A 24,308-nucleotide genomic window follows, 5' to 3' on the forward strand; every position below is an offset into this window, starting at 1 on the left:
GGTATGGTGAACGGCTGAAAGCAGTGTGCAGCCGGGTAACATCGCAACAGGTCCAGAGTGGCCCAGAGGAATAGTTTGAACGTTGTAACACAAGAGATTTTACTGGAGCCCGAAGACAATCAGCGCCTGCTGAGCCTGTGCGGGCCGTTTGATGACAACATCAAACAACTGGAACGCCGGTTGGGCGTTGAAATCAACCGTCGTGATAACGCATTTAAACTGGTCGGCAAAAGTCTGGCCGTCGCCGCTGCCGCCGACATCCTGCGTGACTTATACGTAGACACTGCGCCGGTGCGCGGTGAGACGCAGGACATCAATCCCGAAAAAATCCATCTGGCGATTAAAGAAAGCCGGGTGCTGGAACAAACTGCTGAAAGCGTACCGGATTACGGTAAATCGGTCATCATCAAGACCAAACGTGGCATGGTTAAGCCGCGCACGCCAAATCAGGCGCAGTACATCGCCAATATTTTCGATCATGACATCACTTTCGGCATTGGGCCTGCGGGTACGGGTAAAACCTATCTGGCGGTAGCCGCTGCCGTAGATGCACTGGAACGTCAGGAAGTACGTCGTATTCTGCTGACCCGCCCTGCGGTGGAAGCCGGTGAAAAACTCGGCTTCCTGCCGGGCGATCTCAGCCAGAAAGTAGACCCGTATCTCCGCCCGCTCTATGACGCCCTGTTCGAAATGCTTGGCTTCGAGAAGGTAGAAAAGCTGATTGAGCGCAACGTAATTGAAGTCGCACCGCTGGCCTACATGCGCGGGCGAACGCTCAATGACGCTTTTATCATTCTTGATGAAAGCCAGAACACCTCTATCGAACAGATGAAGATGTTCCTGACCCGTATTGGTTTTAACTCCAAAGCGGTGATTACCGGTGACGTTACCCAGATCGATTTGCCGCGCCATCAGAAATCCGGCCTGCGCCATGCGATTGAAGTATTGTCGTCGGTTGAAGAGTTGAGCTTTAACTTTTTCCATAGCGAAGACGTGGTTCGCCACCCTGTCGTGGCGCGCATTGTTGTCGCCTATGAAGCCTGGGAAGAAGAAGATCAGAAACGCCGTGATGCGATTGCCGCTGAGCGAAAACACGAACACAATTCCTCCCAACAGGTCGGTCAATGAATACGGTAATCCTCGATTTACAAATTGCCTGCGAAGATGCAGCAGGTTTACCGTCAGAAAACGACTTTCAGACCTGGCTGGAGGCGGTGCTTCCGCAGTTTCAGGAAGAATCAGAGGTAACCATCCGTGTGGTGGATATCCCTGAAAGCCATGAACTTAATATGACGTATCGTGGCATGGATAAACCGACCAACGTGTTATCCTTCCCGTTCGAAGCGCCTCCGGGTATGGAGATGCCGCTGCTGGGTGATTTGATTATTTGTCGTCAGGTCGTCGAGAAAGAGGCCAAAGAGCAGGAAAAAGCGTTATCGGCTCACTGGGCACATATGGTGATCCACGGCAGTTTGCATTTGCTGGGGTACGACCATATCGTTGACGAAGAAGCCGAAGAGATGGAATCGATTGAAACTGAAATCATGCAGGGACTGGGTTATCCGGACCCGTATATTTCAGAGAAAGAAGATAACTGAGATTAGCGCAGTCAATAGCAACACGGCGCAAGGGAACTTCACCCTTGCGCCGCGTTTACTAAGCTGGCTAAATATTTTTTCACTACTACGAGTAAAACAAACCAAACGCCATGAGCGATGACCATTCACAAAATAGTGACAGCCCCAGTCCCAAGAAGGGCTTCTTTTCCCTTATCCTTAGCCAGCTTTTCCACGGTGAACCTAAAAACCGTGGTGATCTGGTTGAGCTTATCCGTGACTCAGAACAGAACGATCTGATCGACCCCGATACCCGTGACATGCTGGAAGGCGTGATGGATATCGCCGAGCAGCGCGTCCGGGACATCATGATCCCGCGTTCACAGATGATCACGCTTAAACGCAATCAACCGCTGGAAGAGTGCCTCGATGTCATCATCGAATCTGCCCACTCACGCTTCCCGGTGATCAGCGAAGATAAGGATCACATTGAAGGCATCCTGATGGCCAAAGACTTGCTGCCGTTTATGCGCACAACGTCTGAGCCATTCAGCATCGATAAAGTGCTGAGAACCGCCGTGGTGGTTCCTGAAAGCAAACGTGTCGACCGCATGCTGAAAGAGTTTCGTTCCCAGCGTTACCATATGGCGATTGTTGTCGATGAGTTCGGCGGCGTTTCCGGTCTGGTGACCATCGAAGATATTCTTGAACTGATTGTTGGTGAAATCGATGACGAGTATGACGAAGCTGAAGATCTGGATATCCGCCAGCTCAGCCGCCATACCTACACCGTCCGCGCGCTGGCACCGATCGAAGACTTCAATGAAGTGTTTCAGACCAATTACAGCGATGACGAAGTCGATACTATTGGTGGTCTGGTGATGCAGTCATTCGGCCATTTACCGGCCCGTGGTGAAAGCATTGAAATTGACGGTTACCTGTTCAAGGTTGCGATGGCCGACAGCCGCCGTATTATTCAGGTTCATGTAAAAATACCGGACGACGCGCCGCAACCGATACTGGAAGAATAATTACTCCATGGCAATTGCCTCTTTATACCAACGCCAGCGGGCTCGCGTCCTGCTGGCGCTTTTATTCGGTGCCTGTGGCACGTTCTCCTTTTCCCCTTATGACTTCTGGCCTGCGGCGATTGTTTCGCTTTGCGGCCTGCTGGCATTAACGTTAGACCGCCGTCCTGCGCAGTCCGCATGGATAGGTTTCTTCTGGGGGATGGGTTTATTTGGCTCCGGCGTAAACTGGGTCTACGTCAGTATCGCGACGTTTGGCGGCATGCCAGAAGCCATCAACCTGTTTCTGGTGGTTCTGCTGGCGGCGTACCTATCGCTTTACATCATGTTATTCGCGGGCGTGTTCAGCAAATTATGGCCAAAAACGACGTGGTGGAAACTGGCTCTCGCCGCGCCTGCGTTATGGCAAATCACCGACTTCCTGCGTGGCTGGGTACTGACCGGTTTTCCGTGGCTGCAATTTGGCTACAGCCAGATCGACGGCCCGCTGAAAGGTCTGGCTCCTATCGCCGGGGTGAACGGTATCACGTTGCTGATGACCTCCCTGAGTGGCCTGCTGGTCTATGCCATCCATCAGCGTCGCATGACAGCGGGCGTGATTGCACTGGCAATGCTGCTTCTGCCGTGGCCGTTGCGTTATGTTCACTGGTATCAGGAACAGCCGGACAAAGCCGTGGATGTCGCGCTGGTTCAGGGCAACATTCCTCAGTCGATGAAATGGGATCCGAAAGCGCTGGAAAGCGCCTTGCAGACCTATCTGGATCTCAGCCGCCCTTACCTTGGCAAATCCAGTATGATCATCTGGCCGGAATCAGCGATATCCGATATCGAATCCGATCAGCAAGCTTTCCTGAGCATGGTGGACAACATTTACCGTTCTCACGGCACGCAGCTGGTGACCGGTATTATTGATGCCCGCCGTAACGAACAAGGCATGAAAGTCTACAACAGCGCGATAGTGCTGGGCGGTAAACAGACTTATCGTTATCCCGATGACAACCGTTTTAATAAACATCATCTGGTGCCGTTCGGTGAATTTGTTCCGCTGGAAACGATTCTGCGCCCGCTTGCGCCGTTCTTCGATTTACCGATGTCAGGCCTCACCAGTGGTGATTATGTGCAGAAACCGCTGATTGTCAGCGGCCTCAATCTCACAACGGCAATTTGTTACGAAGTGGTGTTTGGCGAACAGGTGCGCGATAACCTGCAGCCTGATACCAACTTCCTGCTGACGATTTCCAACGACGCCTGGTTCGGCCATTCGATTGGTCCGTGGCAGCATTTCCAAATGGCGCGTATGCGTTCTCTGGAACTGGGGCGGCCACTGCTGCGCAGCACCAACAACGGCGTCACTGCCGTGGTGAATGCTCAGGGCGATGTGACCGCTGAAATCCCGCAGTTCACCCGTGAAGTGCTGAACGTGAAAGTCACGCCGACAACCGGTATGACGCCTTATGCCCGCGTGGGCTGGTGGCCAGTCTGGTTTGCGACCCTCGTGATGGCAGCGGCTGCGTTCTGGCTTGGGCGTCGTAAAGGCTGAGTTTTTAACAGCGCAGTGAGTCCCTTCTTTCAGGAAGGCGGCTCAGGAGGTGAAAACAGGCAGAAGAGTAAAGCGTCGGCCCCATCAGGGATAAATTTACGGCGTCTTAATGCTCTGCCTGTATTCACCGGTACGTAAAATGAGTCTTCAGTTTCAGGCGTCTACGGTCGCCTGTTCTTTTTTGTTGCATCCCCTTCCCTGTTTCCGAAATCTCTCCCGTTAACCTGCTGCCGATTGTCCGAACGGCGGTATTAAGCGCTGACTTTTTGTTTGCCTTCGAGGTTAAATCAGGTCATCTGGCATGAGTCTTGCTACATCTAATTGAAAGATATCTGATTAGTGATTTTTTTTGACGCTGTGCATCATTTTGATACAAAAAGGCTATTCCTCATGCACCCTCGCAGTGCATAGCCGGTTAATTGCTTTGATTTGGTGCGTGTCCCGTCTCAAAAAAGAAACAATTTAGTTTCATAAATTTCACATTCAGCTATTTTCTAGCTTCATATGACGAGGCATTAGCACTTTCTGATCCCTGAGTTTGGATCCCTAATGACAGCAAGGAGTTGGACATGCAATTGCGCAAATTAGCGTTATCAGTACTGTTGGCAAGCGTTGCCGCAAGCAGCTTTGCCCACGCGGAAGAACTGACCGGCACTCTGAAGAAGATTAAAGACAATGGTGTTATCGTCGTGGGTCACCGCGAATCCTCAGTGCCATTCTCTTACTACAACAACGAACAGAAAGTCGTAGGTTATTCACAGGACTATTCCAACGCTATCGTTGACGCCGTCAAGAAGAAGCTGGACCTGCCGAACCTGCAAGTAAAAATGATGCCAATCACCTCACAGAACCGTATCCCGCTGCTGCAAAACGGCACGTTTGATTTTGAGTGTGGTTCTACGACCAACAACCTGGAACGCCAGCAACAAGCGGCCTTCTCAGACACCATCTTCGTGATCGGCACCCGTCTGTTAGTCAAAAAAGGGTCAGACATTAAAGATTTTGCTGACCTGAAAGGCAAAACCGTGGTGGTGACTTCCGGGACAACCTCTGAAGTGTTGCTGAACAAACTGAACGAAGAGAAGAAACTGGATCTGCGCATCATCAGCGCCAAAGACCACGGCGACTCTTTCCGTACGCTGGAAACCGGCCGTGCTGTTGCGTTCATGATGGATGATGCCCTGCTGGCTGGCGAACGTGCGAAAGCCAAAAAACCGGATAACTGGGATATCGTCGGCACACCGCAGTCAAAAGAAGCCTACGGCTGCATGATGCGTAAAGACGATGCGGAATTCAAAAAACTGGTTGATGACACCATTGTGAAGGCACAGACCTCCGGTGAAGCCACCAAGTGGTTTGAAACCTGGTTCAAAAAACCTATTCCTCCGAAAAACCTGAACATGAACTTTGAACTGTCCGATGACATGAAAGCACTGTTCAAAGCACCAAACGATAAAGCACTGTAATAAGTAGCAGACGGGTAGTAGTACCGGGTATTAAAAAATAAAGGCTGGCCAACCAGCTTGTGATGATGGTCCGAAAGGACAGGAAGACCGGATGCGGGGTGGTCGTTCCCCACCCCGCATTTTTTCCGTCACTCACCCACGTTTTTGGTAACGTCATCACTCAAAGGGGTAGTTTATTACCCGCGTCATGGAGTTTTTATGTCAATAGATTGGAACTGGGGCATCTTTCTGCAACAAGCCCCCTTCGGTAATACCACCTATCTGGGCTGGATTTGGAATGGATTTCAGGTCACGGTCGCGCTGTCGATTTGCGCCTGGATCATCGCCTTCTTCGTCGGCTCTCTGTTCGGTATCCTGCGTACCGTTCCCAACCGTTTTCTCTCTGGCATCGGCACCTGTTACGTTGAACTTTTCCGTAATGTGCCGCTGATTGTGCAATTCTTCATCTGGTATCTGGTGGTGCCTGAGCTGCTGCCCGAAAATATCGGTATGTGGTTCAAATCAGAACTCGCGCCAAACGTGCAGTTCTTCACCTCTTCCGTAATTTGTCTCGGCCTGTTTACCGCTGCCCGCGTGTGCGAGCAAGTTCGTGCCGCCATCCAGTCACTCCCAAGCGGCCAACGTAACGCCGGTCTGGCGATGGGGCTGACGCTGCCTCAGACCTACCGTTATGTGCTGCTGCCTAATGCCTATCGCGTAATTGTGCCGCCGATGACCTCAGAAATGGTCAACCTGGTGAAAAACTCCGCGATCGCCTCGACCATCGGTCTGGTCGATATGGCTGCGCAGGCGGGTAAATTGCTGGATTACTCTGCGCATGCATACGAATCATTTACTGCCATTACCGTTGCCTACGTGCTTATCAACGCGGTGATTATGCTGCTGATGCACTTTGTAGAACGTAAAGTCCGCCTGCCGGGCAACATGGGAGGTAAATAAATATGCATGAATTTGACTGGAGTTCTATAGGTCCCGGCCTGCCCTACCTGTGGCAAGGCATGGTCATCACCCTGAAGATAACCTCACTGGCGATTGTTGTCGGTATTCTCTGGGGCACACTGCTCGCCGTGATGCGTCTGTCGACGTTTGCCCCGGTCAGATGGTTTGCAACGGCCTACGTGAACCTGTTCCGCGCCGTGCCGTTGGTTATGGTGCTGTTGTGGTTCTACCTGATCGTGCCGGGCTTCCTGCAAAAAGTGCTCGGCCTGTCGCCGAAAACCGATATCCGTCTGATTTCCGCAATGGTGGCGTTTGCCCTGTTTGAAGCTGCGTATTACTCAGAAATTATTCGTGCCGGGATTATCAGTATCGCGCGTGGACAATCTTCCGCCGCGCTGGCGCTGGGCATGACTCAGTGGCAGTCGATGAAGCTGGTTATCCTACCGCAGGCTTTCCGCGCAATGGTGCCGCTGCTGCTCACCCAGGCAATCGTCCTGTTCCAGGATACTTCACTGGTTTACGTACTGGGCCTCGCAGACTTCTTCCGCAGCGCCTCTAACATCGGCGACCGTGACGGTACTCTGGTGGAGATGGTGCTGTTTGCAGGACTTATTTATTTTGTTATCAGCCTTTGTGCTTCCTTGCTGGTGCGTTATTTGAAGAAAAGGACCGTTTCATGATTTCACTGAAGAATGTTTCTAAATGGTACGGGCACTTTCAGGTGCTCACCGATTGCAGCACCGAAGTTAAAAAAGGTGAAGTTGTGGTGGTCTGCGGCCCTTCCGGCTCAGGTAAATCGACGCTAATCAAAACCGTCAACGGCCTTGAGCCGGTGCAGAAAGGTGAAATTCTGGTTAACGGTACGCCGGTTAACGATAAGAAAACCAATCTGGCGCAACTGCGCGCGAAAGTGGGCATGGTTTTCCAGCATTTCGAACTGTTCCCGCATCTGTCGATCATCGACAATCTGACGTTGGCACAAGTGAAAGTACTGAAACGCGATAAAGCGGAAGCCAAAGATAAAGGACTGAAACTGCTGGATCGCGTGGGATTATCCGCGCACGCCAATAAGTTCCCCGGCCAGCTCTCCGGCGGTCAGCAGCAGCGTGTGGCTATCGCCCGTGCGTTATGTATGGATCCGATTGCCATGCTGTTTGATGAACCCACGTCGGCGCTCGATCCTGAGATGATCAACGAAGTACTGGACGTGATGGTGGAACTTGCGAACGAAGGCATGACGATGATGGTGGTCACCCACGAAATGGGCTTCGCCCGGAAAGTGGCAAACCGCGTGATTTTCATGGATGAAGGGAAGATTGTGGAAGACCGTAACAAAGACGACTTCTTCAATAACCCGCAATCGGATCGTGCCCGTGATTTCCTGGCAAAAATCCTGCACTGATAAAAGAAGTCTACGCCTGCCCCCGGCGGTTGCAGGGGGCAGGCAGTTTGCAGCTTAAGGCTCGAACGCGTGACGGGAAAATTCAGTATGACCGCATTTCGGGCATTTACTGAGGATTTCCGGCGTATACACCGCAAGACTGAACTGGCAGTTTTCACACACCAGATTGCCGAGTCCTACAACCTCCCCGCTGTGGTAAACCCCGTGATGATTGACGTCCTTAAAAACCTCTTTCCATTCCAGTTGGGTTTTGTCCGTCATATCCGCCAGCTCTTTCCACAGGCTCTCTTTGATAACCCGCATAAAGACGCTGTCCGTGCCGTCATCCTTCTCCGCTTGCTGATTCTCCGTGTAATTGCGCGCAAACTCATGCAAATCACGCCGCACCGCAGAGGTGAGCTGTTCAATCTGAATTTCAGACAGTTGCCCTTCGTCTTGCAGGCGGACGCGCGCATCTTGCACCAGCGCACTGATATCACGTTCCCCATTTTTCAATCGCTCTGTCAGCGACGTCACTAACTGACGGTAATTTTGAGTAATATTGCTCATTATTTCCTCTCCTTGAACTGACATGACCGTTCGCCCGGCAGATGTTTACTTGTCTTTATTTTAGTCGTAAATCCCTGATCCGTTGTGAAGATTATCCCGGGCTGCTTCGCAGTTTGCGAATAATGGGGCATAAGGAGGCAGAAATCCCCCTTAGCCCGTCGCTGGGTGTTGTTGCTGCCTCTGCTTATCAGCTATGCTATGCGGATCTTTTGATTAAAACTTTTTGAGCTACAGGCGTAGCTGTTTTCACTCACAGGACCACCGGCCGCCATGCAAGAGCAATACCGTCCAGAAGACATCGAGTCACACGTTCAGCTTCACTGGCAAGAGAAGCAAACCTTCAAAGTTACCGAACAGCCTGGCAAGGAGAAATATTACTGTCTCTCCATGTTGCCTTACCCGTCAGGTCGCCTCCATATGGGGCACGTGCGCAACTACACCATCGGTGACGTGATTTCCCGTTATCAGCGCATGCTCGGTAAAAACGTTTTGCAGCCAATCGGCTGGGATGCTTTCGGCCTGCCGGCAGAAGGTGCTGCGGTGAAAAACAATACCGCCCCTGCGCCGTGGACTTACGAAAACATCGAATACATGAAGAACCAGCTAAAACTGCTGGGCTTCGGCTATGACTGGGATCGCGAAATCGCGACCTGCAAACCAGATTACTATCGCTGGGAACAGTGGTTCTTCACCAAGCTGTACGAAAAAGGCCTGGTTTATAAGAAGACTTCCGCAGTGAACTGGTGCCCGCATGACCTGACCGTTCTTGCGAACGAACAGGTGATTGACGGCTGCTGCTGGCGTTGTGATACCAAGGTAGAGCGCAAAGAAATCCCGCAGTGGTTTATCAAAATCACTGCTTACGCCGATCAGCTGCTGAACGATCTGGACACGCTGGAAAGCTGGCCAGAGCAGGTCAAAACCATGCAACGTAACTGGATTGGCCGCTCCGAAGGTGTCGAAATCACTTTTGACGTGGCTGACAGCGACGAGAAAGTCACGGTTTACACCACACGTCCCGACACCTTCATGGGCGCGACTTACGTTGCCGTTGCCGCCGGGCACCCTTTGGCGCAACAAGGCGCGGAGAACAACCCTGCACTGGCTGAATTCATCGACGAATGCCGCAATACCAAAGTTGCCGAAGCAGAAATGGCGACGATGGAGAAAAAAGGCATGGCCACTGGCTTGTATGCCATTCACCCGTTGTCCGGTGAAAAGCTGCCAGTCTGGGTCGCTAACTTTGTTCTGATGGAGTACGGCACAGGTGCTGTAATGGCCGTTCCGGGTCATGACCAGCGCGACTGGGAATTCGCCACCAAATACAATCTGCAAATCAAACCGGTCATCCTGACCCTCGATGGCAGCCAGCCGGACGTCACGGCAGAAGCCATGACCGACAAAGGTACGCTGTTCAATTCAGGCGAGTTTGACGGCCTGAGCCATGAAGATGGCTTCAATGCTATTGCCGACAAACTGGTCGCGCAAGGCGTGGGTCAGCGCAAAGTAAACTATCGTCTGCGTGACTGGGGGGTTTCCCGTCAGCGTTACTGGGGCGCGCCAATCCCGATGATCACCTTGGAAGACGGTACCGTTATTCCAACGCCAGAAGATCAACTGCCGGTGATCTTGCCGGAAGATGTAGTCATGGACGGCATCACCAGCCCAATCAAAGCCGATCCTGAGTGGGCAAAAACGACCGTTAACGGCATGCCGGGCCTGCGTGAAACCGACACCTTCGACACCTTCATGGAGTCTTCCTGGTACTACGCGCGTTACACCTGCCCGCAATATGATGAAGGCATGCTGGATCCGGCTGCGGCCAACTACTGGCTGCCGGTTGATCAGTATGTCGGTGGTATTGAACACGCCATCATGCACCTGATGTATTTCCGCTTCTTCCACAAACTGATGCGTGATGCTGGCCTGGTCGATTCTGACGAACCTGCAAAACGCCTGCTGTGTCAGGGTATGGTTCTGGCTGATGCCTTCTATTACACCGGCAACAGCGGCGAGCGCGTCTGGGTTTCTCCGGTCGATGCGACCGTTGAGCGTGACGAAAAAGGCCGTATCACCAAAGCCACCGATCCAGAGGGTCGCGAGTTGGTGTACGCCGGCATGAGCAAGATGTCCAAGTCTAAAAACAACGGCATCGACCCTCAGGTCATGGTGGAGAAATACGGCGCGGATACCGTACGTCTGTTTATGATGTTTGCTTCTCCGGCAGAAATGACTCTGGAATGGCAGGAATCAGGCGTGGAAGGTGCAAACCGTTTCCTTAAACGTGTCTGGAAACTGGCCTTTGAGCATTCCGAAAAAGGCGCGACCGTTGCCCTCGACGTGGCAGCACTCAACGAAGCACAAAAAGATCTGCGTCGCGACGTGCATAAAACCATCGCCAAAGTGACCGATGATATCGGTCGTCGTCAGACCTTCAACACCGCCATCGCGGCTGTGATGGAGCTGATGAACAAGCTGGGCCGTGCGCCGCAGGAAAGCGAACAAGATCGCGCTCTGCTGCAGGAAGCCCTGCTGGCGGTAGTTCGCATGCTTTATCCATTCACCCCGCACGTGTGCTTCAGCCTCTGGCAGGCACTGAAAGGTGAAGGCGATGTGGATACTGCACCGTGGCCGCAGGCTGACGAACAGGCAATGGTCGAAGATTCAAAACTGGTCGTTGTGCAGGTGAACGGTAAAGTGCGTGCTAAAATCACCGTAGCCGCTGATGCTACAGAGCAACAAGTGCGCGAGCGTGCGGCAGAAGAACATTTGGTCGCTAAATATCTGGATGGGGTTACGGTTCGCAAAGTAATCTACGTCCCGGGCAAACTGCTTAACCTGGTAGTAGGTTGAGTCAAGGAGGAGCTGTGCGACATCGTATAGTGACACTGCTGCTAACAGCATCAGTCATGGTTACCGCAGGCTGTGGATTCCACTTACGTGGAAAAACCAATGTGCCTGACGAACTGCAAACTATCGTTCTGGACAGCGGGGATCCTTACGGTCCGTTAACGCGTGATATTCGTACTCAGTTACGTCTGAGTAACGTGACCATTGTTGATGACCCTACCGGTAAGCATAAGGATATTCCTTCGCTGCGAATCGGGCCTGAAACAAGCGGTCAAAGCACGGCGTCGGTATTCCAGGACGGTAAAACGGCTGAATATCAGATGCAAATGAGTGTCAGCGCGACGGTTCTGATGCCGGGTAAAGATATTTATCCGATCAATGCCACCGTGTTCCGTTCATTCTTTGACAACCCGTTAACGGCGCTGGCGAAGGATAACGAACAGGAGATCATTCGCGAAGAGATGCGCCAGCAGATTGCACAACAATTGATCCGTAAACTGTTGTCGGTTCATGCGTCTGAGTTGCGTAAAGCCGATCAGGTGGATGGCAAGGTAGAAGTGATTACTACCGGCTCTTCCGCCAGCAAATCTTCTGATGCAATGACGCCGTCGTCGTCTGTTACCAAACCGGTATCAACGGCACCGGCCAGCACTTCTGTACAATGATCCGAGTTTATCCGGAACAACTTGCCGCGCAGCTCCGTGAGGGGCTGCGCGCTTGTTATATATTATGTGGTAACGACCCTCTGCTTTTGCAGGAAAGTCAGGACAGCATCCGCAAAGCGGCACAGCTGGCTGATTTTCAGGAGCATTACACCTTTATTCTCGATGCCCATACCGAATGGGATTCGATTTTCAGCACCTGTCAGGCACTGAGCTTGTTCGCCAGCCGTCAGACACTGATGTTGAGCCTGCCAGAAAATGGCCCAACTGCGCCGATGGCAGTACCTCTGCTCAAGCTGACCACGCTGTTGCACGATGACATTTTGCTGGTAATTCGCGGCACCAAACTGACCAAAGGCCAGGAAAACAGTGCATGGTTTAAAGCGTTGAGTGATAAAAGCGTCTTTGTCAGCTGTCAGACACCTGAGCAGGCACAACTTCCGCGCTGGGTAACTCGTCGCGCGAAAGAACTCTCACTTGAACTTGATGAACCGGCTAATCAGCTGCTGTGCTATTGCTATGAAGGTAATTTGCTGGCCTTAGCGCAATCTCTTGAACGCCTGTCCCTGCTATATCCTGATGGCAAACTGACGCTGCCCCGCGTAGAAGATGCGGTGAATGATGCGGCGCATTTCACGCCTTATCACTGGCTGGACGCCCTGCTGGCGGGAAAAAGCAAACGCGCCTGGCATATTTTGCGCCAGCTGCAACAGGAAGACAGCGAGCCGGTGATTTTGCTGCGCACCGTCCAGCGCGAACTCCTGATGCTGCTGAATCTGAAACGTAAAATGGACAGCACACCGCTGCGCACTTTGTTCGACCAACAAAAAGTCTGGCAGAACAGACGTACGCTGGTAACCCAAGCCTTACAGCGTTTATCCCTCGCGGATCTTAATCAGGCAGTACGTTTGCTGACGCAAATGGAAATCACCCTTAAGCAAGATTACGGCCAGTCCGTGTGGCCGGAGCTGGAAAGCCTCTCCATGCTTTTGTGTGGCAAACCTTTACCTGTCAGCTTCGTCGGACAAGGTTCGTACTGACGCAGGATATTTCCATGCCGACAATTCCCTCTCGTTCCACAGGTGAAACTGCTTCGTTGCTGGCTTTTTTTGGCGGGACGTTTGACCCTATCCATTTCGGCCATCTCAAACCGGTCACGCAACTGGCGCAGAACACCGGTCTGGACCATGTGATATTACTTCCCAACAATGTTCCGCCGCACCGCCCGCAGCCCGGCGCCAGCCCGCAGCAGCGCCTGCATATGGTGGAACTGGCGGTCGAAGGCAATCCGCTGTTTTCTGTGGATCCGCGTGAACTTGCCGTTGATACGCCGTCGTACACCATTGAGACTCTTGCAACGTTACGTAAAGAACATGGCGAGAGTTGCCCGCTGGCGTTTATTATCGGTCAGGACTCGCTGCTGACGTTGCACAAATGGCATCGCTGGGGATCTCTCCTGGATTTTTGCCATCTGATTGTTATGGCACGACCGGGTTATCACGAGCAGCTTGATACGCCTGAGTTACAGCGTTGGTATGATGCGCATCGTGTCACCGATGCAGAGAACCTCAGGCATCAGCCTGCCGGATTCATTTATCAGGCCAATACGCCATTGCTGAATATCTCAGCGACGGAAATCCGTCAGCGCCGTAAGGCGGGTCTCGATTGTTCAGATCTTCTGCCCGACGCCGTTGAGCGCTATATAGAATCACAGGGCTTGTACCGCGCGTAGCCAACGCGTGGTATACTGCGCCGCTAAATTTCGGCTCTCGATTACGTCGCGGACATCATCAATATAATTTATTGATTATTAAACGCTTTGAGGCGTTTTCTGATTGCCGCTATGCCACTCCTTCATGAGACCGTTCATTGCTCAGGTGTCACACCGGCGGATGTCTTATGGAGTCAACGTGTTTCAAACATCCCCAGGGGGAACCTTTGCAAGGTAAAGCGCTCCAAGATTTTGTTATCGATAAAGTCGATGACCTGAAAGCACAAGACATCATTGCCATTGATGTTGTGGGTAAATCCAGTATTACTGACTGCATGATTATTTGTACCGGCACGTCCAGCCGTCACGTTGTTTCTATCGCCGGTCACCTGGTGGAAGAAGTTAAAGCCGTCGGCATTGATGCGATGGGCGTTAAAGGTATTAACGAAGCCGACTGGGTTGTGGTTGATCTGGGTGAAGTGATTGTTCACGTCATGCAAGAAGAAAGCCGTCAGCTGTACGAGCTCGAGAAACTCTGGGGCTAAGCCGTGAAACTGCAACTTGTCGCCGTCGGCACCAAAATGCCAGACTGGGTACAAACCGGTTTTAACGATTATCTGCACCGTTTTCCCAAAGATATGCCGTTTGAACTGACTGAAGTTCCGGCAGGGAAGCGCGGGAAAAATGCAGACATCAAACGCATTCTTGAAAAGGAAGGCGAACAGATGCTGGCTGCTGTCGGAAAGGGGAACCGCATTGTCACACTGGATATTCCAGGGACACCGTGGGAAACCCCGCAACTGGCGCAACAACTGGAACGCTGGAAACAGGACGGACGCAACGTCAGCCTGTTAATTGGCGGTCCGGAAGGGCTGGCACCGGCCTGTAAAGCCGCAGCGGAACAGAGCTGGTCGCTCTCTCCGTTAACGCTCCCTCACCCGCTGGTGCGGGTCCTGGTGGCGGAGAGTCTTTACCGCGCCTGGAGTATTACCACCAATCATCCATACCACCGCGAATAACGGGTGGTGAATTGAATGTCAGCAACATGAATTAAGTAGTGGGATGAAAATAGATCGTAACCCTTTTCGCGACTATACGGCTGAATCAGCCCTCTTCGTGCGCCGTGCACTGGTGGCGTTTATCGGCATTCTGCTACTTAGCGGTGTCCTGGCCTTCAATCTGTATAACCTGCAAATTGTTCGTTTCCAGGATTACCAGACCCGTTCCAATGATAACCGCATTAAGCTGGTGCCCATCGCGCCCAGCCGCGGCATTATCTATGACCGCAACGGTACGCCACTGGCGCTTAACCGCACCATTTATCAGCTCGAGCTGGTCCCGGAAAAAGTGGATGATTTGCAGGCCACGCTGGAGGCCCTCAAGCCCATCGTCGATTTAACACCTGACGATATCGAAAACTTCAAGAAAGAACGCCAGCGATCCAGACGCTTCACGTCTATTGCAGTGAAAACCGCATTGACCGAAGTACAGGTCGCCCGTTTCTCCGTGAACCAGTTCCATTTCCCCGGCGTGGAAGTGAAAGGCTATCAGCGCCGCTATTACCCGTATGGTTCCGCGCTGACGCACGTCATCGGCTATGTGTCGAAAATTAACGATCGTGATGTGGAGCGTCTGGATAAAGACGGCATTCTGGCCAACTACGCCGCCACGCACGACATCGGTAAACTCGGTATCGAACGGTATTACGAAGACACGCTTCACGGCAAAACGGGCTATGAAGAAGTGGAAGTTAATAACCGTGGCCGGGTGATCCGCCAGTTGCACGAAGAGCCGCCTCAGGCGGGTAAAGATATTTACCTGACTATCGACTTGCCGTTGCAGCAATATATCGAAGAACTCCTGACTACCAGCCGCGCGCTGTGGTGGTGAGCGATCCGCGTGATGGTGCAATTCGCGCGCTGGTCTCGAACCCAAGCTATGACCCGAATCTGTTCGTCGAAGGGATCTCCAGTAAGGATTACAGCCGGCTGTTAAATGATGCCGATAAACCGCTGATTAACCGCACCACGCAGGGCGTGTATCCGCCTGCCTCAACGGTAAAACCTTATATTTCCGTCTCTGCGCTGACATCCGGCGTGATAACTAAAAATACCTCATTATTTGACCCCGGCTGGTGGCAGTTACCTGGCTCGGACAAGCGCTATCGTGACTGGAAACACTGGGGCCATGGCCGCCTGAACGTCACCAAAGCCCTTGAGGAATCCGCCGATACCTTCTTCTATCAGGTCGCGTACGATATGGGTATCGATCGCCTTTCAGAGTGGATGGGCAAATTCGGTTACGGTCATTACACCGGCATCGACCTTTCGGAAGAGCGCAGCGGTAACATGCCAAACCGTGACTGGAAGTTTAAGCGCTTTAAGAAACCCTGGTATCAGGGCGACACCATTCCGGTGGGCATCGGTCAGGGTTACTGGACTGCCACGCCGATACAGATCATGAAAGCAATGACCACGCTGATTAATGACGGTGACGTCAAAACGCCGCATCTGTTGCTGAGTACCAAAATTGATGGCAAGCAGGTGCCATACCGTCAGGAAGACACCACGCAGATTGGTGACATCCATTCCGGCTATTGGGAAATCGCCAAAGACGGGATGTATGGCGTCGCCAATCGCCCGAACGGCACTGCGAGGAAGTTTTTTGCTGATGCTCCCTATAAAGCCGCAGCCAAATCCGGTACAGCACAAGTTTACGGTTTGAAAGCCAATGAAATCTATAATGCGCATAAGATTGCAGAGCATCTGCGTGACCATAAACTGATGACCTCTTTTGCGCCGTATGACAAGCCTACCGTGGCCGTGGCCGTGGTGCTGGAAAACGGCGGTGCAGGTCCGGCAGTCGGGACGATTTCGCGGCAGATACTCGACCATATTTTATTGGGCGATAACACGACACAATTACCGGCTGACGCGCCTGCGCCGCCGGGAACCGAAGGTGATTAACCGGCAATGACTGAGAACCAACAAAAAAGATCATTGTGGTCGAAAATGCACATCGACCTGACCATGTTGCTGATCATACTTGCGCTGCTGACTTACAGTGCGTTTGTGATGTGGAGCGCGAGTGGTCAGGATCTTGGCATGATGGAACGTAAAGTCGGCCAGATTCTGATGGGTCTGGTAATCATGCTGGTCATGGCGCAAATTCCACCGCGTGTTTACGAAAGCTGGGCGCCCTATCTGTATATCTTCTGCGTCTTTCTGCTGGTGCTGGTGGATGCGTTTGGCAGCATCAGTAAAGGTGCGCAGCGCTGGCTGGATTTAGGCATCATCAAATTCCAGCCCTCGGAACTGGCGAAAATCGCCGTCCCGCTCATGGTGGCGCGCTTTATTAACCGCGACGTGTGTCCGCCTTCACTGAAAAATACCGCCATCGCGCTGGCGCTGATTTTCATCCCTACCCTGCTGGTGGCTGCACAGCCCGATCTGGGGACGTCGATTCTGATCGCCGCATCCGGCCTGTTCGTGCTGTTCCTGTCCGGTATGAGCTGGAAACTGATCGCCGTCGCCGCCATTTTGGTCGCCGCCTTTATCCCGATCCTGTGGTTCTTCCTGATGCACGATTACCAGCGCGACCGCGTGATGATGTTGCTGGATCCGGAGAGCGATCCGCTCGGCGCGGGCTATCATATTATTCAGTCGAAAATCGCCATCGGCTCAGGCGGTTTCTCCGGCAAAGGCTGGCTGCACGGCACTCAGTCACAGCTGGAATTTCTGCCAGAACGCCATACAGACTTTATCTTTGCAGTACTTGCTGAAGAGCTGGGTCTGATAGGCGTGCTGGTGCTGCTCGGCCTGTATTTATGCCTCATAATGCGCGGTCTGATGATTGCCGCCCATGCTCAGACAACCTTCGGACGCGTCATGTCCGGTGGACTGATGCTGATTCTGTTTGTTTATGTCTTTGTTAACATCGGCATGGTCAGTGGTATTGTCCCGGTGGTTGGGGTACCTTTGCCTCTGGTCAGCTATGGCGGGTCAGCACTCATCGTGCTAATGGCAGGGTTTGGTATCGTCATGTCGATACATACTCATCGAAAAATGTTGTCGAAAAATTTATAGAGGTGAGCAATGCGTAAGGAGTGGCTTGGAGCTGTCATTATCGGTTTGCTGTTAAGTGGCTGCGCCACTGACGAAACTCAGCAACAACAACCGGTGCCACAACAGGCGTATAACGGCCCGGTGGTGGAAATCGGCGGCGCTGATCCGCGTTACGAGCCTTATAATCAGGGTACGATGCAGGATTATACCGTTAACGGTAAAACCTATAAAATCGTCAAAGATCCGTCCAACTTCTCGCAGGTAGGACAGGCCGCCTGGTACGGGCAAGAAAACGGCGGCAACACCACTGCGATTGGCGAAGAATTTGATCCGACTGCCATGACCGCCGCCCACCCTACGCTGCCGATCCCAAGCTATGTACGCGTTACCAATATGGCCACTGGCCGTATGCTGGTGGTTCGCGTCAACGACCGTGGTCCTTACGTGCCGGGCAAAATCATCGACCTGTCGCAGGCCGCTGCAGATCGTCTGAACCTGACCAACAGCACCAAAGTGCGCATCGATTTCATTAATGTTGCTCAGGACGGCACCATGACCGGCCCCGGCACCATCGGCACTACCGTCGCCAAACAGTCTTATGCCCTGCCCGCTCGCCCAAGCTTAGGCGCGAGCGACATGGGAACGCCTACGATGCAGGCTGAGCCGGTGAGCACGTCCGATGTGCGTCCCATTGATAACAGCACGCTGAGTAACCCGAACGCTGCGCCGCTGACCAATGATGAAGCAGCAGGCGGCAATGCTCCTGTGACGACAATGTCAGGCAACAGCGGCAATGGCGGTTTCCTCAGCGCACCCACACCGTTACGTAATGGTGTTCTGGAAAGCAGTGAACCGGTCTCCGCGCCGGTAATGGCCACCGCAGCGCCGGTTGCCGCTACCGCAGCCGTGGCGGCACCTGCTCACACCACGGCTATCTCAGGCTCAGGCTATATGGTTCAGGTCGGCGCCCTGAGTAATCCGCAGAATGCACAGTTGTGGCAGAAAAGCCTCAGCCAGCGTTTCTCGGTGCCGGGAAAAGTGCAGGCGAACGGCAGCACTTACCGCGTGCAACTTGGCCCCTTCAGCACCCGCCAGCAGGCCGTCCAGTTACAGCAGCGACTGGCCAGCGAAGCGCAGCAGCAGTCATTCGTGACGGCCAGCAATTAATTATCAGAGACAGGGCGTGAGCCCTGTTTCATAAGTAAAAATCAGTAAGCGCCGGTAATCGTAGATGTCTGATACAGGACTCTTCTGCTATAGTGACGCACGTTTATCACCTACTCCTACGGATGTTGTTGTCCCGATCATGAAACTTGTAAACACTTCACGTTTAGTCAAAAGCCTCGCATTTGGCACCGTTATCTCCTTCAGTGCAGCGTCCGCTTATGCCGACGATGTTAATTTAAAAACAATGATCCCTGGCGTTCCGCAAATTGATGCTGAAGCCTATGTCCTGATCGACTACAACTCCGGCAAAGTTCTGGCAGAAATGAATGCCGATGCCCGCCGTGACCCGGCCAGCCTGACAAAAATGATGACCAGCTACGTGATTGGTCAGTCCATCAAGGCAGGCAAAATCAGCCCGACGGACATCGTTACCGTCGGTCAGGATGCCTGGGCAACCGGCAATCCGGTGTTCAAAGGTTCTTCCCTGATGTTCCTCAAACCAGGCGATCGCGTGCCGGTGTCCGAACTCAACCGTGGCATTATTCTGCAATCAGGTAACGATGCCTGCGTCGCGATGGCTGACCATGTCGCCGGAAGTCAGGACGCTTTCGTTGCCATGATGAATAACTACGTAAACGCTCTTGGCCTGAAAAATACCCATTTCGGTACGGTTCATGGTCTGGATGCAGAAGGTCAGTACAGCTCAGCGCGTGATATGGCGTTGATCGGCCAGGCGCTGATCCGCGATGTGCCGGAAGAGTACGCGACCTACAAAGAGAAAGAGTTCACCTTCAACAATATCCGTCAGATGAACCGCAACGGTTTGCTGTGGGATCAAAGCCTGAGCGTGGATGGTATCAAAACCGGCCATACGGAATCGGCAGGTTACAATCTGGTGGCCTCTGCGACTGAAGGCCAGATGCGTCTGATCTCCGCCGTGATGGGCGGTCATACTTACAAAGGCCGTGAAGTTGAAAGCAAAAAGCTGCTGACCTGGGGCTTCCGCTTCTTCGAAACCGTGTCTCCGCTGAAAGCAGGCAAAGAGTTTGCGTCTGAGCCAGTATGGTTTGGTGATACCGATCGCGTCGCACTGGGCGTGGAAAAAGATGCGTATCTGACCATCCCGCGCGGCCGCATGAAAGATTTGAAAGCCAGCTACGTGCTGAATACGCCAGAACTGCACGCACCGTTGCAGAAAAATCAGGTTGTCGGTTCGATCAACTTCCAGCTGGATGGCAAAACGATTGATGAGCGCCCGCTGGTAGTGATGAACGAAGTGAAAGAAGGCGGTTTCTTCGGTCGCATCGTGGATTACATCAAACTGATGTTCCATCATTGGTTTGGTTAAGTTGCCCGCTTGAAATAGTTTGCAACAGTCCCCATATAATGGGTATAGATATTAGCTCCCGCTCCGGCGGGAGTTATACTTTCAGAGACAATACTTAATACGCGGTACAACACGCTGGAGTGCACATGAAAACCAAACTGAACGAACTGCTCGAATTCCCTTGTTCCTTTACCTACAAAGTAATGGGCCTGGCACAACCCGAGCTGGTGGACCAGGTTGTGGAAGTCGTGCAACGCCATGCGCCTGGCGACTACAATCCTCAGGTAAAACCGAGCAGTAAAGGGAATTTCCACTCCGTTTCTATTACGATCACTGCCACGCATATCGATCAGGTCGAAACCCTGTACGATGAGCTGGGCAATATCGAAATTGTCCGCATGGTGCTGTAAGCCCTTTCTGATTAATCCGCGCGGGAGTCAGTCTGTCGCGCGGCGTCTTCCCTTCTACTGACGGTAACCGCCGTGCAATCACAAAATCCTCAAGAACGTATCGTACTGCGTCAGCTTGGTCTTCAGCCTTATGAGCCCGTTTCGCTGGCCATGCATCATTTCACTGAACACCGCACAGCTGATACGCTGGATGAAATCTGGCTGGTTGAGCATCATCGCGTGTTTACACAGGGTCAGGCCGGGAAAGCAGAGCATGTGCTGATGCCGGGCGATATTCCCGTTATCCAGAGTGACCGCGGCGGTCAGGTGACGTATCACGGTCCCGGTCAGCAGGTGATGTATGTGATGGTAGATTTGAAACGCAAAAAACTCGGCGTGCGTCAGTTAGTCACTGCAATCGAGCAAACCGTGGTCGATACGCTGGCCCATTTTTCTATTGATGCTTATCCTCGCGCCGATGCGCCGGGGGTGTACGTTGATGGCAAAAAAATCTGCTCGCTCGGGTTGCGCATCCGTAAAGGCTGCTCCTTACACGGCCTGGCGCTGAATATTGATATGGATTTGGAACCGTTCCACCGCATCAATCCCTGTGGATATGCCGGTCTGGAAATGACTCAGGCCAGCCGCGAAAAGCCGGGGCTGACTGTCGATCAGGTCATGCCAGTGTTGGTAAAAGCTTTCAATCATCATCTTAATTATCAGCAAGTTGATTATATGCCCTGGCAGATTGAGCAGTATGGCGTCGCCGCGCTCTGATTTGTGAGTTGTCTCGGGAAATGTCATGAGAAATCACAGGTTGATGCCGTAATTTGGTTTACTATCATCACGCTAAGTCTCTATCAGCATTTTATCGCTTAAGGATAAGCGCACTCCCCGGCCAGCAGCACGCCGGGACAGTCTTCTACACTGTCAGGAATGTTATATGGATGATAAAGATATTAGTGCCAGCCTGAGCAAGCTCCGTAATCTGGATCTCAACCTGCTGACCGTTTTTGAAGCGGTGTATCTGCATAAAGGCATTGTTCATGCCGCCAAAGCACTGAACCTGACGCCCTCGTCGGTCAGCCAGTCTATTCAGAAATTACGTAATACGTTTCCCGATCCGTTGTTTATCCGTACCGGTCAGGGCATCAGCCCGACGGCATACGCGACCAACCTGCATAAACATATCAGCCTGGGTCTCAGCTCCATTCTGACCGGGCTGGACTTCACGCACGATAATGATAAATCCCGCGTGCTGACCGTCAGTTGCTTTCCTTATATTGCGCTCATCACCTTTCCGCTGATCCTTAAAGAACTTGAGAAAATTAACTGCAACTACACGCTCAAGCATCTGCCTTTGCTTGATCCGGAAGATACGCTGATCCAGCACCGTGCCGATTTAGTGATAGACACCAGCCCGTTATTTAATAAGTCATTGAAAGCCATCACGCTGATGTCAGACAGCACCGTGTTTGTTTGCAGGAAAAACCATTCTACCGTTAACGAAACCCTGAGCGCCGAACAAGCCGTGACGCTGCCGCAAACCACTCTCATCACCAACGCCAGTGACCTGAAGCGGATGCAATTTGAACTCAGCGAATCCCTGCCCGACCGGCCGATTGTGTTTACCAGTTACAACGCCATCAATATTCTGTCGATGGTCGCCAGCACTGACTTACTGGGCATCCTGCCGGAAAAACTGGTGGATATGTTTGCCAATACGTTCGAAGTGCAGAAACTCGCCTGCGAAATACCGACACTGTCGTACACCGTGATGATGTATTACAAGAAAGCCGCCAATAGCGACAAAACGCTGAGCATGATTATTGACGCCATCGGTGATGCTTTCGTTCAGCAAGAAAAATCCGCACGGGGGCAAAAAAATTCACACCCTATTAACACCAATCAACCGTCCCCCGCCCTCTGAGTAAATTCAGAGAAAATTCAGTAGATTGCGCTCAAAAAACGCCCTCACCCGCGCACAAATGATGTGACCCAGGTTAAAAAAATGCAGCATTTAGCACTTCAGGCCATGACGAAGGGCTGAACGTAACGATGCTTCAATGATATAATTTCCGCATTATTTCTACTTTTTTTGATGAATCAGCCAGTTCATTGAATGTCCTGAAAAATCTCGAGTTACGAGAGACAAACCTGGAAGCTGCAAGACTATGAGTAAACCGATTCAGATGGAACGCGGCGTTAAATACCGCGATGCAGATAAGATGGCGTTAATCCCGGTGAAAACCGTGGTCAGCGACCGGCAGGAAATGTTACGTAAGCCGGCATGGATGAAAATCAAATTGCCTGCCGACTCAACTAAAATTCAGGGCATCAAAGCGGCGCTGCGCAAGAACGGTTTGCACTCCGTGTGTGAGGAAGCCGCCTGCCCGAATCTTTCTGAATGCTTTAACCACGGCACCGCGACCTTCATGATCCTCGGCGCGATTTGTACCCGCCGTTGCCCGTTCTGCGACGTGGCACATGGCCGTCCTACCGCGCCTGATGTGAATGAGCCAGAAAAACTGGCACAGACCATTGCGGATATGGGCCTGCGTTATGTGGTGATCACCTCGGTTGACCGCGATGACTTGCGCGACGGTGGTGCTCAGCACTTTGCCGACTGTATCGCCGCCATCCGTGCCAAGAACCCGACGATTAAAATCGAAACACTGGTGCCTGATTTCCGTGGCCGTATGGATCGTGCGCTGGATATTCTCAACGAGACGCCGCCGGACGTGTTCAACCACAACCTGGAAAACGTACCGCGCGTTTACCGTCAGGTTCGCCCTGGGGCAAACTACGAGTGGTCACTGACTCTGCTGCAACGTTTCAAAGAAGCGCATCCGGAAGTGCCTACCAAATCTGGCCTGATGGTTGGTTTGGGTGAGACTAACGAAGAGATCATCGAAGTGATGCGCGATCTGCGCCGCCACGGTGTGACCATGCTGACGCTCGGCCAGTATTTACAACCAAGCCGTCACCACCTGCCGGTGCAGCGTTACGTCAGCCCGGAAGAGTTTGACCAGATGAAAGAAGCAGCGATGGAAATGGGCTTCACCCACGCAGCCTGCGGTCCGTTCGTGCGTTCTTCTTATCACGCGGATCTGCAAGCCAAAGGGATGGAAGTAAAATAATTTGCGGCGCTGAAATCAGTTCAGCGCTTAAATATTTTGTTACTTCTTAATTGCAGAATGCAAAAAAGGTTGTTCGCGAGAACAACCTTTTTTATTTTCTGCAGTAACGCCAGCGAGCTTATATCAGTCTTTATGCTCTACGCGTTTTTCTTCTGCAGCCGTTTTTTCAGCAGGTGCTGCCGGAGCCGGATCATCGTTCATGGCTTTCTTGAAGCCACGCAGCGCGGCACCAAGGTCCCCGCCCAAAGAGCGCAGCTTGCTGGTACCGAACAACAGAACGATCAGCACGCCGACCACCAACAATTTAGTAATACTTAGACCTTCCATACATACCTTCTTTACACTGAGTGCCAGAAAACAGCGGTAACAACCTGTCATTATTAACGGCCATTCGCGACGCTAATACAACCCGAAAATGTAACAGAACGGATCCAAACCTGTGCGCATTATGACCAGCGACGGCTATTATGAGCAAGAATCGCCCCCCCATAAAGCAATTCCGCCCTTCGCTGCCCAAA

At 52.3% G+C, this 24,308-nt stretch carries 23 protein-coding genes and 1 pseudogene; 22 read left to right on the plus strand and 2 right to left on the minus strand.

What is annotated here, in order from left to right; all coding sequences use genetic code 11:
• Positions 1–57 precede the first annotated feature (57 nt).
• The 8 genes from TU92_RS20585 (at position 58) to TU92_RS20620 (ending at position 7,931) form a co-directional block, all read left to right on the plus strand.
• Positions 58–1,128, plus strand: coding sequence for a PhoH family protein (locus tag TU92_RS20585; RefSeq protein ID WP_208640430.1), 1,071 nt, complete (start codon positions 58–60; stop codon positions 1,126–1,128).
• Positions 1,125–1,598, plus strand: a complete 474-nt coding sequence (gene ybeY, locus TU92_RS20590; protein ID WP_112169013.1) for an rRNA maturation RNase YbeY — start codon at positions 1,125–1,127, stop codon at positions 1,596–1,598. Before TU92_RS20585 ends, ybeY begins: the two co-directional genes overlap by 4 nt.
• Positions 1,599–1,708: 110 nt before the next feature.
• A complete protein-coding gene (gene corC / locus TU92_RS20595) occupies positions 1,709–2,587 on the plus strand; it encodes a CNNM family magnesium/cobalt transport protein CorC (protein ID WP_056771527.1) in 879 nt (292 codons plus the stop codon).
• Between the two features lie 7 nt (positions 2,588–2,594).
• Positions 2,595–4,124, plus strand: coding sequence for an apolipoprotein N-acyltransferase (lnt, locus tag TU92_RS20600; RefSeq protein WP_112169014.1), 1,530 nt, complete (start codon positions 2,595–2,597; stop codon positions 4,122–4,124).
• A gap of 569 nt (positions 4,125–4,693) precedes the next feature.
• Entirely contained in the window at positions 4,694–5,590 is an 897-nt protein-coding gene (locus tag TU92_RS20605; RefSeq protein WP_112169015.1) for an amino acid ABC transporter substrate-binding protein, read from the plus strand.
• Positions 5,591–5,788: 198 nt separating this feature from the next.
• Complete coding sequence (locus tag TU92_RS20610) at positions 5,789–6,529, plus strand: amino acid ABC transporter permease (RefSeq protein ID WP_112169016.1); 741 nt, start codon at positions 5,789–5,791, stop codon at positions 6,527–6,529.
• A 2-nt stretch (positions 6,530–6,531) separates the two neighbouring features.
• Positions 6,532–7,209, plus strand: coding sequence for a glutamate/aspartate ABC transporter permease GltK (gltK, locus tag TU92_RS20615; RefSeq protein WP_112169017.1), 678 nt, complete (start codon positions 6,532–6,534; stop codon positions 7,207–7,209).
• The gene (locus TU92_RS20620; protein ID WP_112169018.1) at positions 7,206–7,931 is read left to right on the plus strand and encodes an amino acid ABC transporter ATP-binding protein; all 726 of its coding nucleotides are present in this window, start codon (positions 7,206–7,208) and stop codon (positions 7,929–7,931) included. Before gltK ends, TU92_RS20620 begins: the two co-directional genes overlap by 4 nt.
• Positions 7,932–7,985: 54 nt before the next feature.
• On the opposite strand, the gene TU92_RS20625 is transcribed toward TU92_RS20620, so the two are convergent.
• The gene (locus TU92_RS20625) at positions 7,986–8,480 is read right to left on the minus strand and encodes a zinc ribbon-containing protein (RefSeq protein ID WP_112169019.1); all 495 of its coding nucleotides are present in this window, start codon (positions 8,478–8,480) and stop codon (positions 7,986–7,988) included.
• Positions 8,481–8,750: 270 nt separating this feature from the next.
• On the opposite strand from TU92_RS20625, the gene leuS reads away from it, so the two are divergent.
• The 14 genes and pseudogenes from leuS (at position 8,751) to lipA (ending at position 23,790) form a co-directional block, all read left to right on the plus strand.
• Positions 8,751–11,333, plus strand: a complete 2,583-nt coding sequence (gene leuS, locus TU92_RS20630; RefSeq protein WP_112169020.1) for a leucine--tRNA ligase — start codon at positions 8,751–8,753, stop codon at positions 11,331–11,333.
• 14 nt (positions 11,334–11,347) lie between these two features.
• On the plus strand, positions 11,348–11,995 hold the full coding sequence (gene lptE, locus TU92_RS20635; RefSeq protein WP_112169021.1) for an LPS assembly lipoprotein LptE: 648 nt from the start codon (positions 11,348–11,350) through the stop codon (positions 11,993–11,995).
• Entirely contained in the window at positions 11,992–13,032 is a 1,041-nt protein-coding gene (gene holA / locus TU92_RS20640; protein WP_112169022.1) for a DNA polymerase III subunit delta, read from the plus strand. Before lptE ends, holA begins: the two co-directional genes overlap by 4 nt.
• A gap of 14 nt (positions 13,033–13,046) precedes the next feature.
• A complete protein-coding gene (gene nadD / locus TU92_RS20645; RefSeq protein ID WP_112169023.1) occupies positions 13,047–13,724 on the plus strand; it encodes a nicotinate-nucleotide adenylyltransferase in 678 nt (225 codons plus the stop codon).
• A gap of 206 nt (positions 13,725–13,930) precedes the next feature.
• Positions 13,931–14,248, plus strand: coding sequence for a ribosome silencing factor (gene rsfS, locus TU92_RS20650; RefSeq protein ID WP_056771497.1), 318 nt, complete (start codon positions 13,931–13,933; stop codon positions 14,246–14,248).
• A 3-nt stretch (positions 14,249–14,251) separates the two neighbouring features.
• The gene (rlmH, locus tag TU92_RS20655) at positions 14,252–14,722 is read left to right on the plus strand and encodes a 23S rRNA (pseudouridine(1915)-N(3))-methyltransferase RlmH (protein ID WP_013576495.1); all 471 of its coding nucleotides are present in this window, start codon (positions 14,252–14,254) and stop codon (positions 14,720–14,722) included.
• A gap of 43 nt (positions 14,723–14,765) precedes the next feature.
• Positions 14,766–16,669, plus strand: a pseudogene (gene mrdA / locus TU92_RS20660) (peptidoglycan DD-transpeptidase MrdA).
• 6 nt (positions 16,670–16,675) lie between these two features.
• On the plus strand, positions 16,676–17,788 hold the full coding sequence (gene mrdB / locus TU92_RS20665; RefSeq protein ID WP_112169024.1) for a peptidoglycan glycosyltransferase MrdB: 1,113 nt from the start codon (positions 16,676–16,678) through the stop codon (positions 17,786–17,788).
• Between the two features lie 9 nt (positions 17,789–17,797).
• Complete coding sequence (rlpA, locus tag TU92_RS20670; RefSeq protein ID WP_112169026.1) at positions 17,798–18,934, plus strand: endolytic peptidoglycan transglycosylase RlpA; 1,137 nt, start codon at positions 17,798–17,800, stop codon at positions 18,932–18,934.
• Positions 18,935–19,073: 139 nt separating this feature from the next.
• The gene (gene dacA / locus TU92_RS20675) at positions 19,074–20,282 is read left to right on the plus strand and encodes a D-alanyl-D-alanine carboxypeptidase DacA (protein WP_112169028.1); all 1,209 of its coding nucleotides are present in this window, start codon (positions 19,074–19,076) and stop codon (positions 20,280–20,282) included.
• A 125-nt stretch (positions 20,283–20,407) separates the two neighbouring features.
• Positions 20,408–20,671 (plus strand): DUF493 family protein YbeD, encoded by a 264-nt coding sequence (gene ybeD, locus TU92_RS20680; protein WP_112169030.1) that lies wholly within the window; start codon positions 20,408–20,410, stop codon positions 20,669–20,671.
• A gap of 72 nt (positions 20,672–20,743) precedes the next feature.
• Entirely contained in the window at positions 20,744–21,427 is a 684-nt protein-coding gene (gene lipB / locus TU92_RS20685; protein WP_112169032.1) for a lipoyl(octanoyl) transferase LipB, read from the plus strand.
• A 166-nt stretch (positions 21,428–21,593) separates the two neighbouring features.
• Positions 21,594–22,580, plus strand: coding sequence for a YbeF family transcriptional regulator (locus TU92_RS20690; protein ID WP_112169034.1), 987 nt, complete (start codon positions 21,594–21,596; stop codon positions 22,578–22,580).
• 244 nt (positions 22,581–22,824) lie between these two features.
• Positions 22,825–23,790, plus strand: coding sequence for a lipoyl synthase (lipA, locus tag TU92_RS20695; protein WP_112169035.1), 966 nt, complete (start codon positions 22,825–22,827; stop codon positions 23,788–23,790).
• Between the two features lie 123 nt (positions 23,791–23,913).
• Here the strand turns inward: lipA and tatA are convergent, their stop codons facing one another.
• Entirely contained in the window at positions 23,914–24,117 is a 204-nt protein-coding gene (gene tatA, locus TU92_RS20700) for a Sec-independent protein translocase subunit TatA (RefSeq protein WP_112169037.1), read from the minus strand.
• Positions 24,118–24,308: the final 191 nt, after the last annotated feature.

The sequence above is a fragment of the Rahnella inusitata genome, assembly GCF_003263515.1.
GTDB lineage: Bacteria > Pseudomonadota > Gammaproteobacteria > Enterobacterales > Enterobacteriaceae > Rahnella > Rahnella inusitata.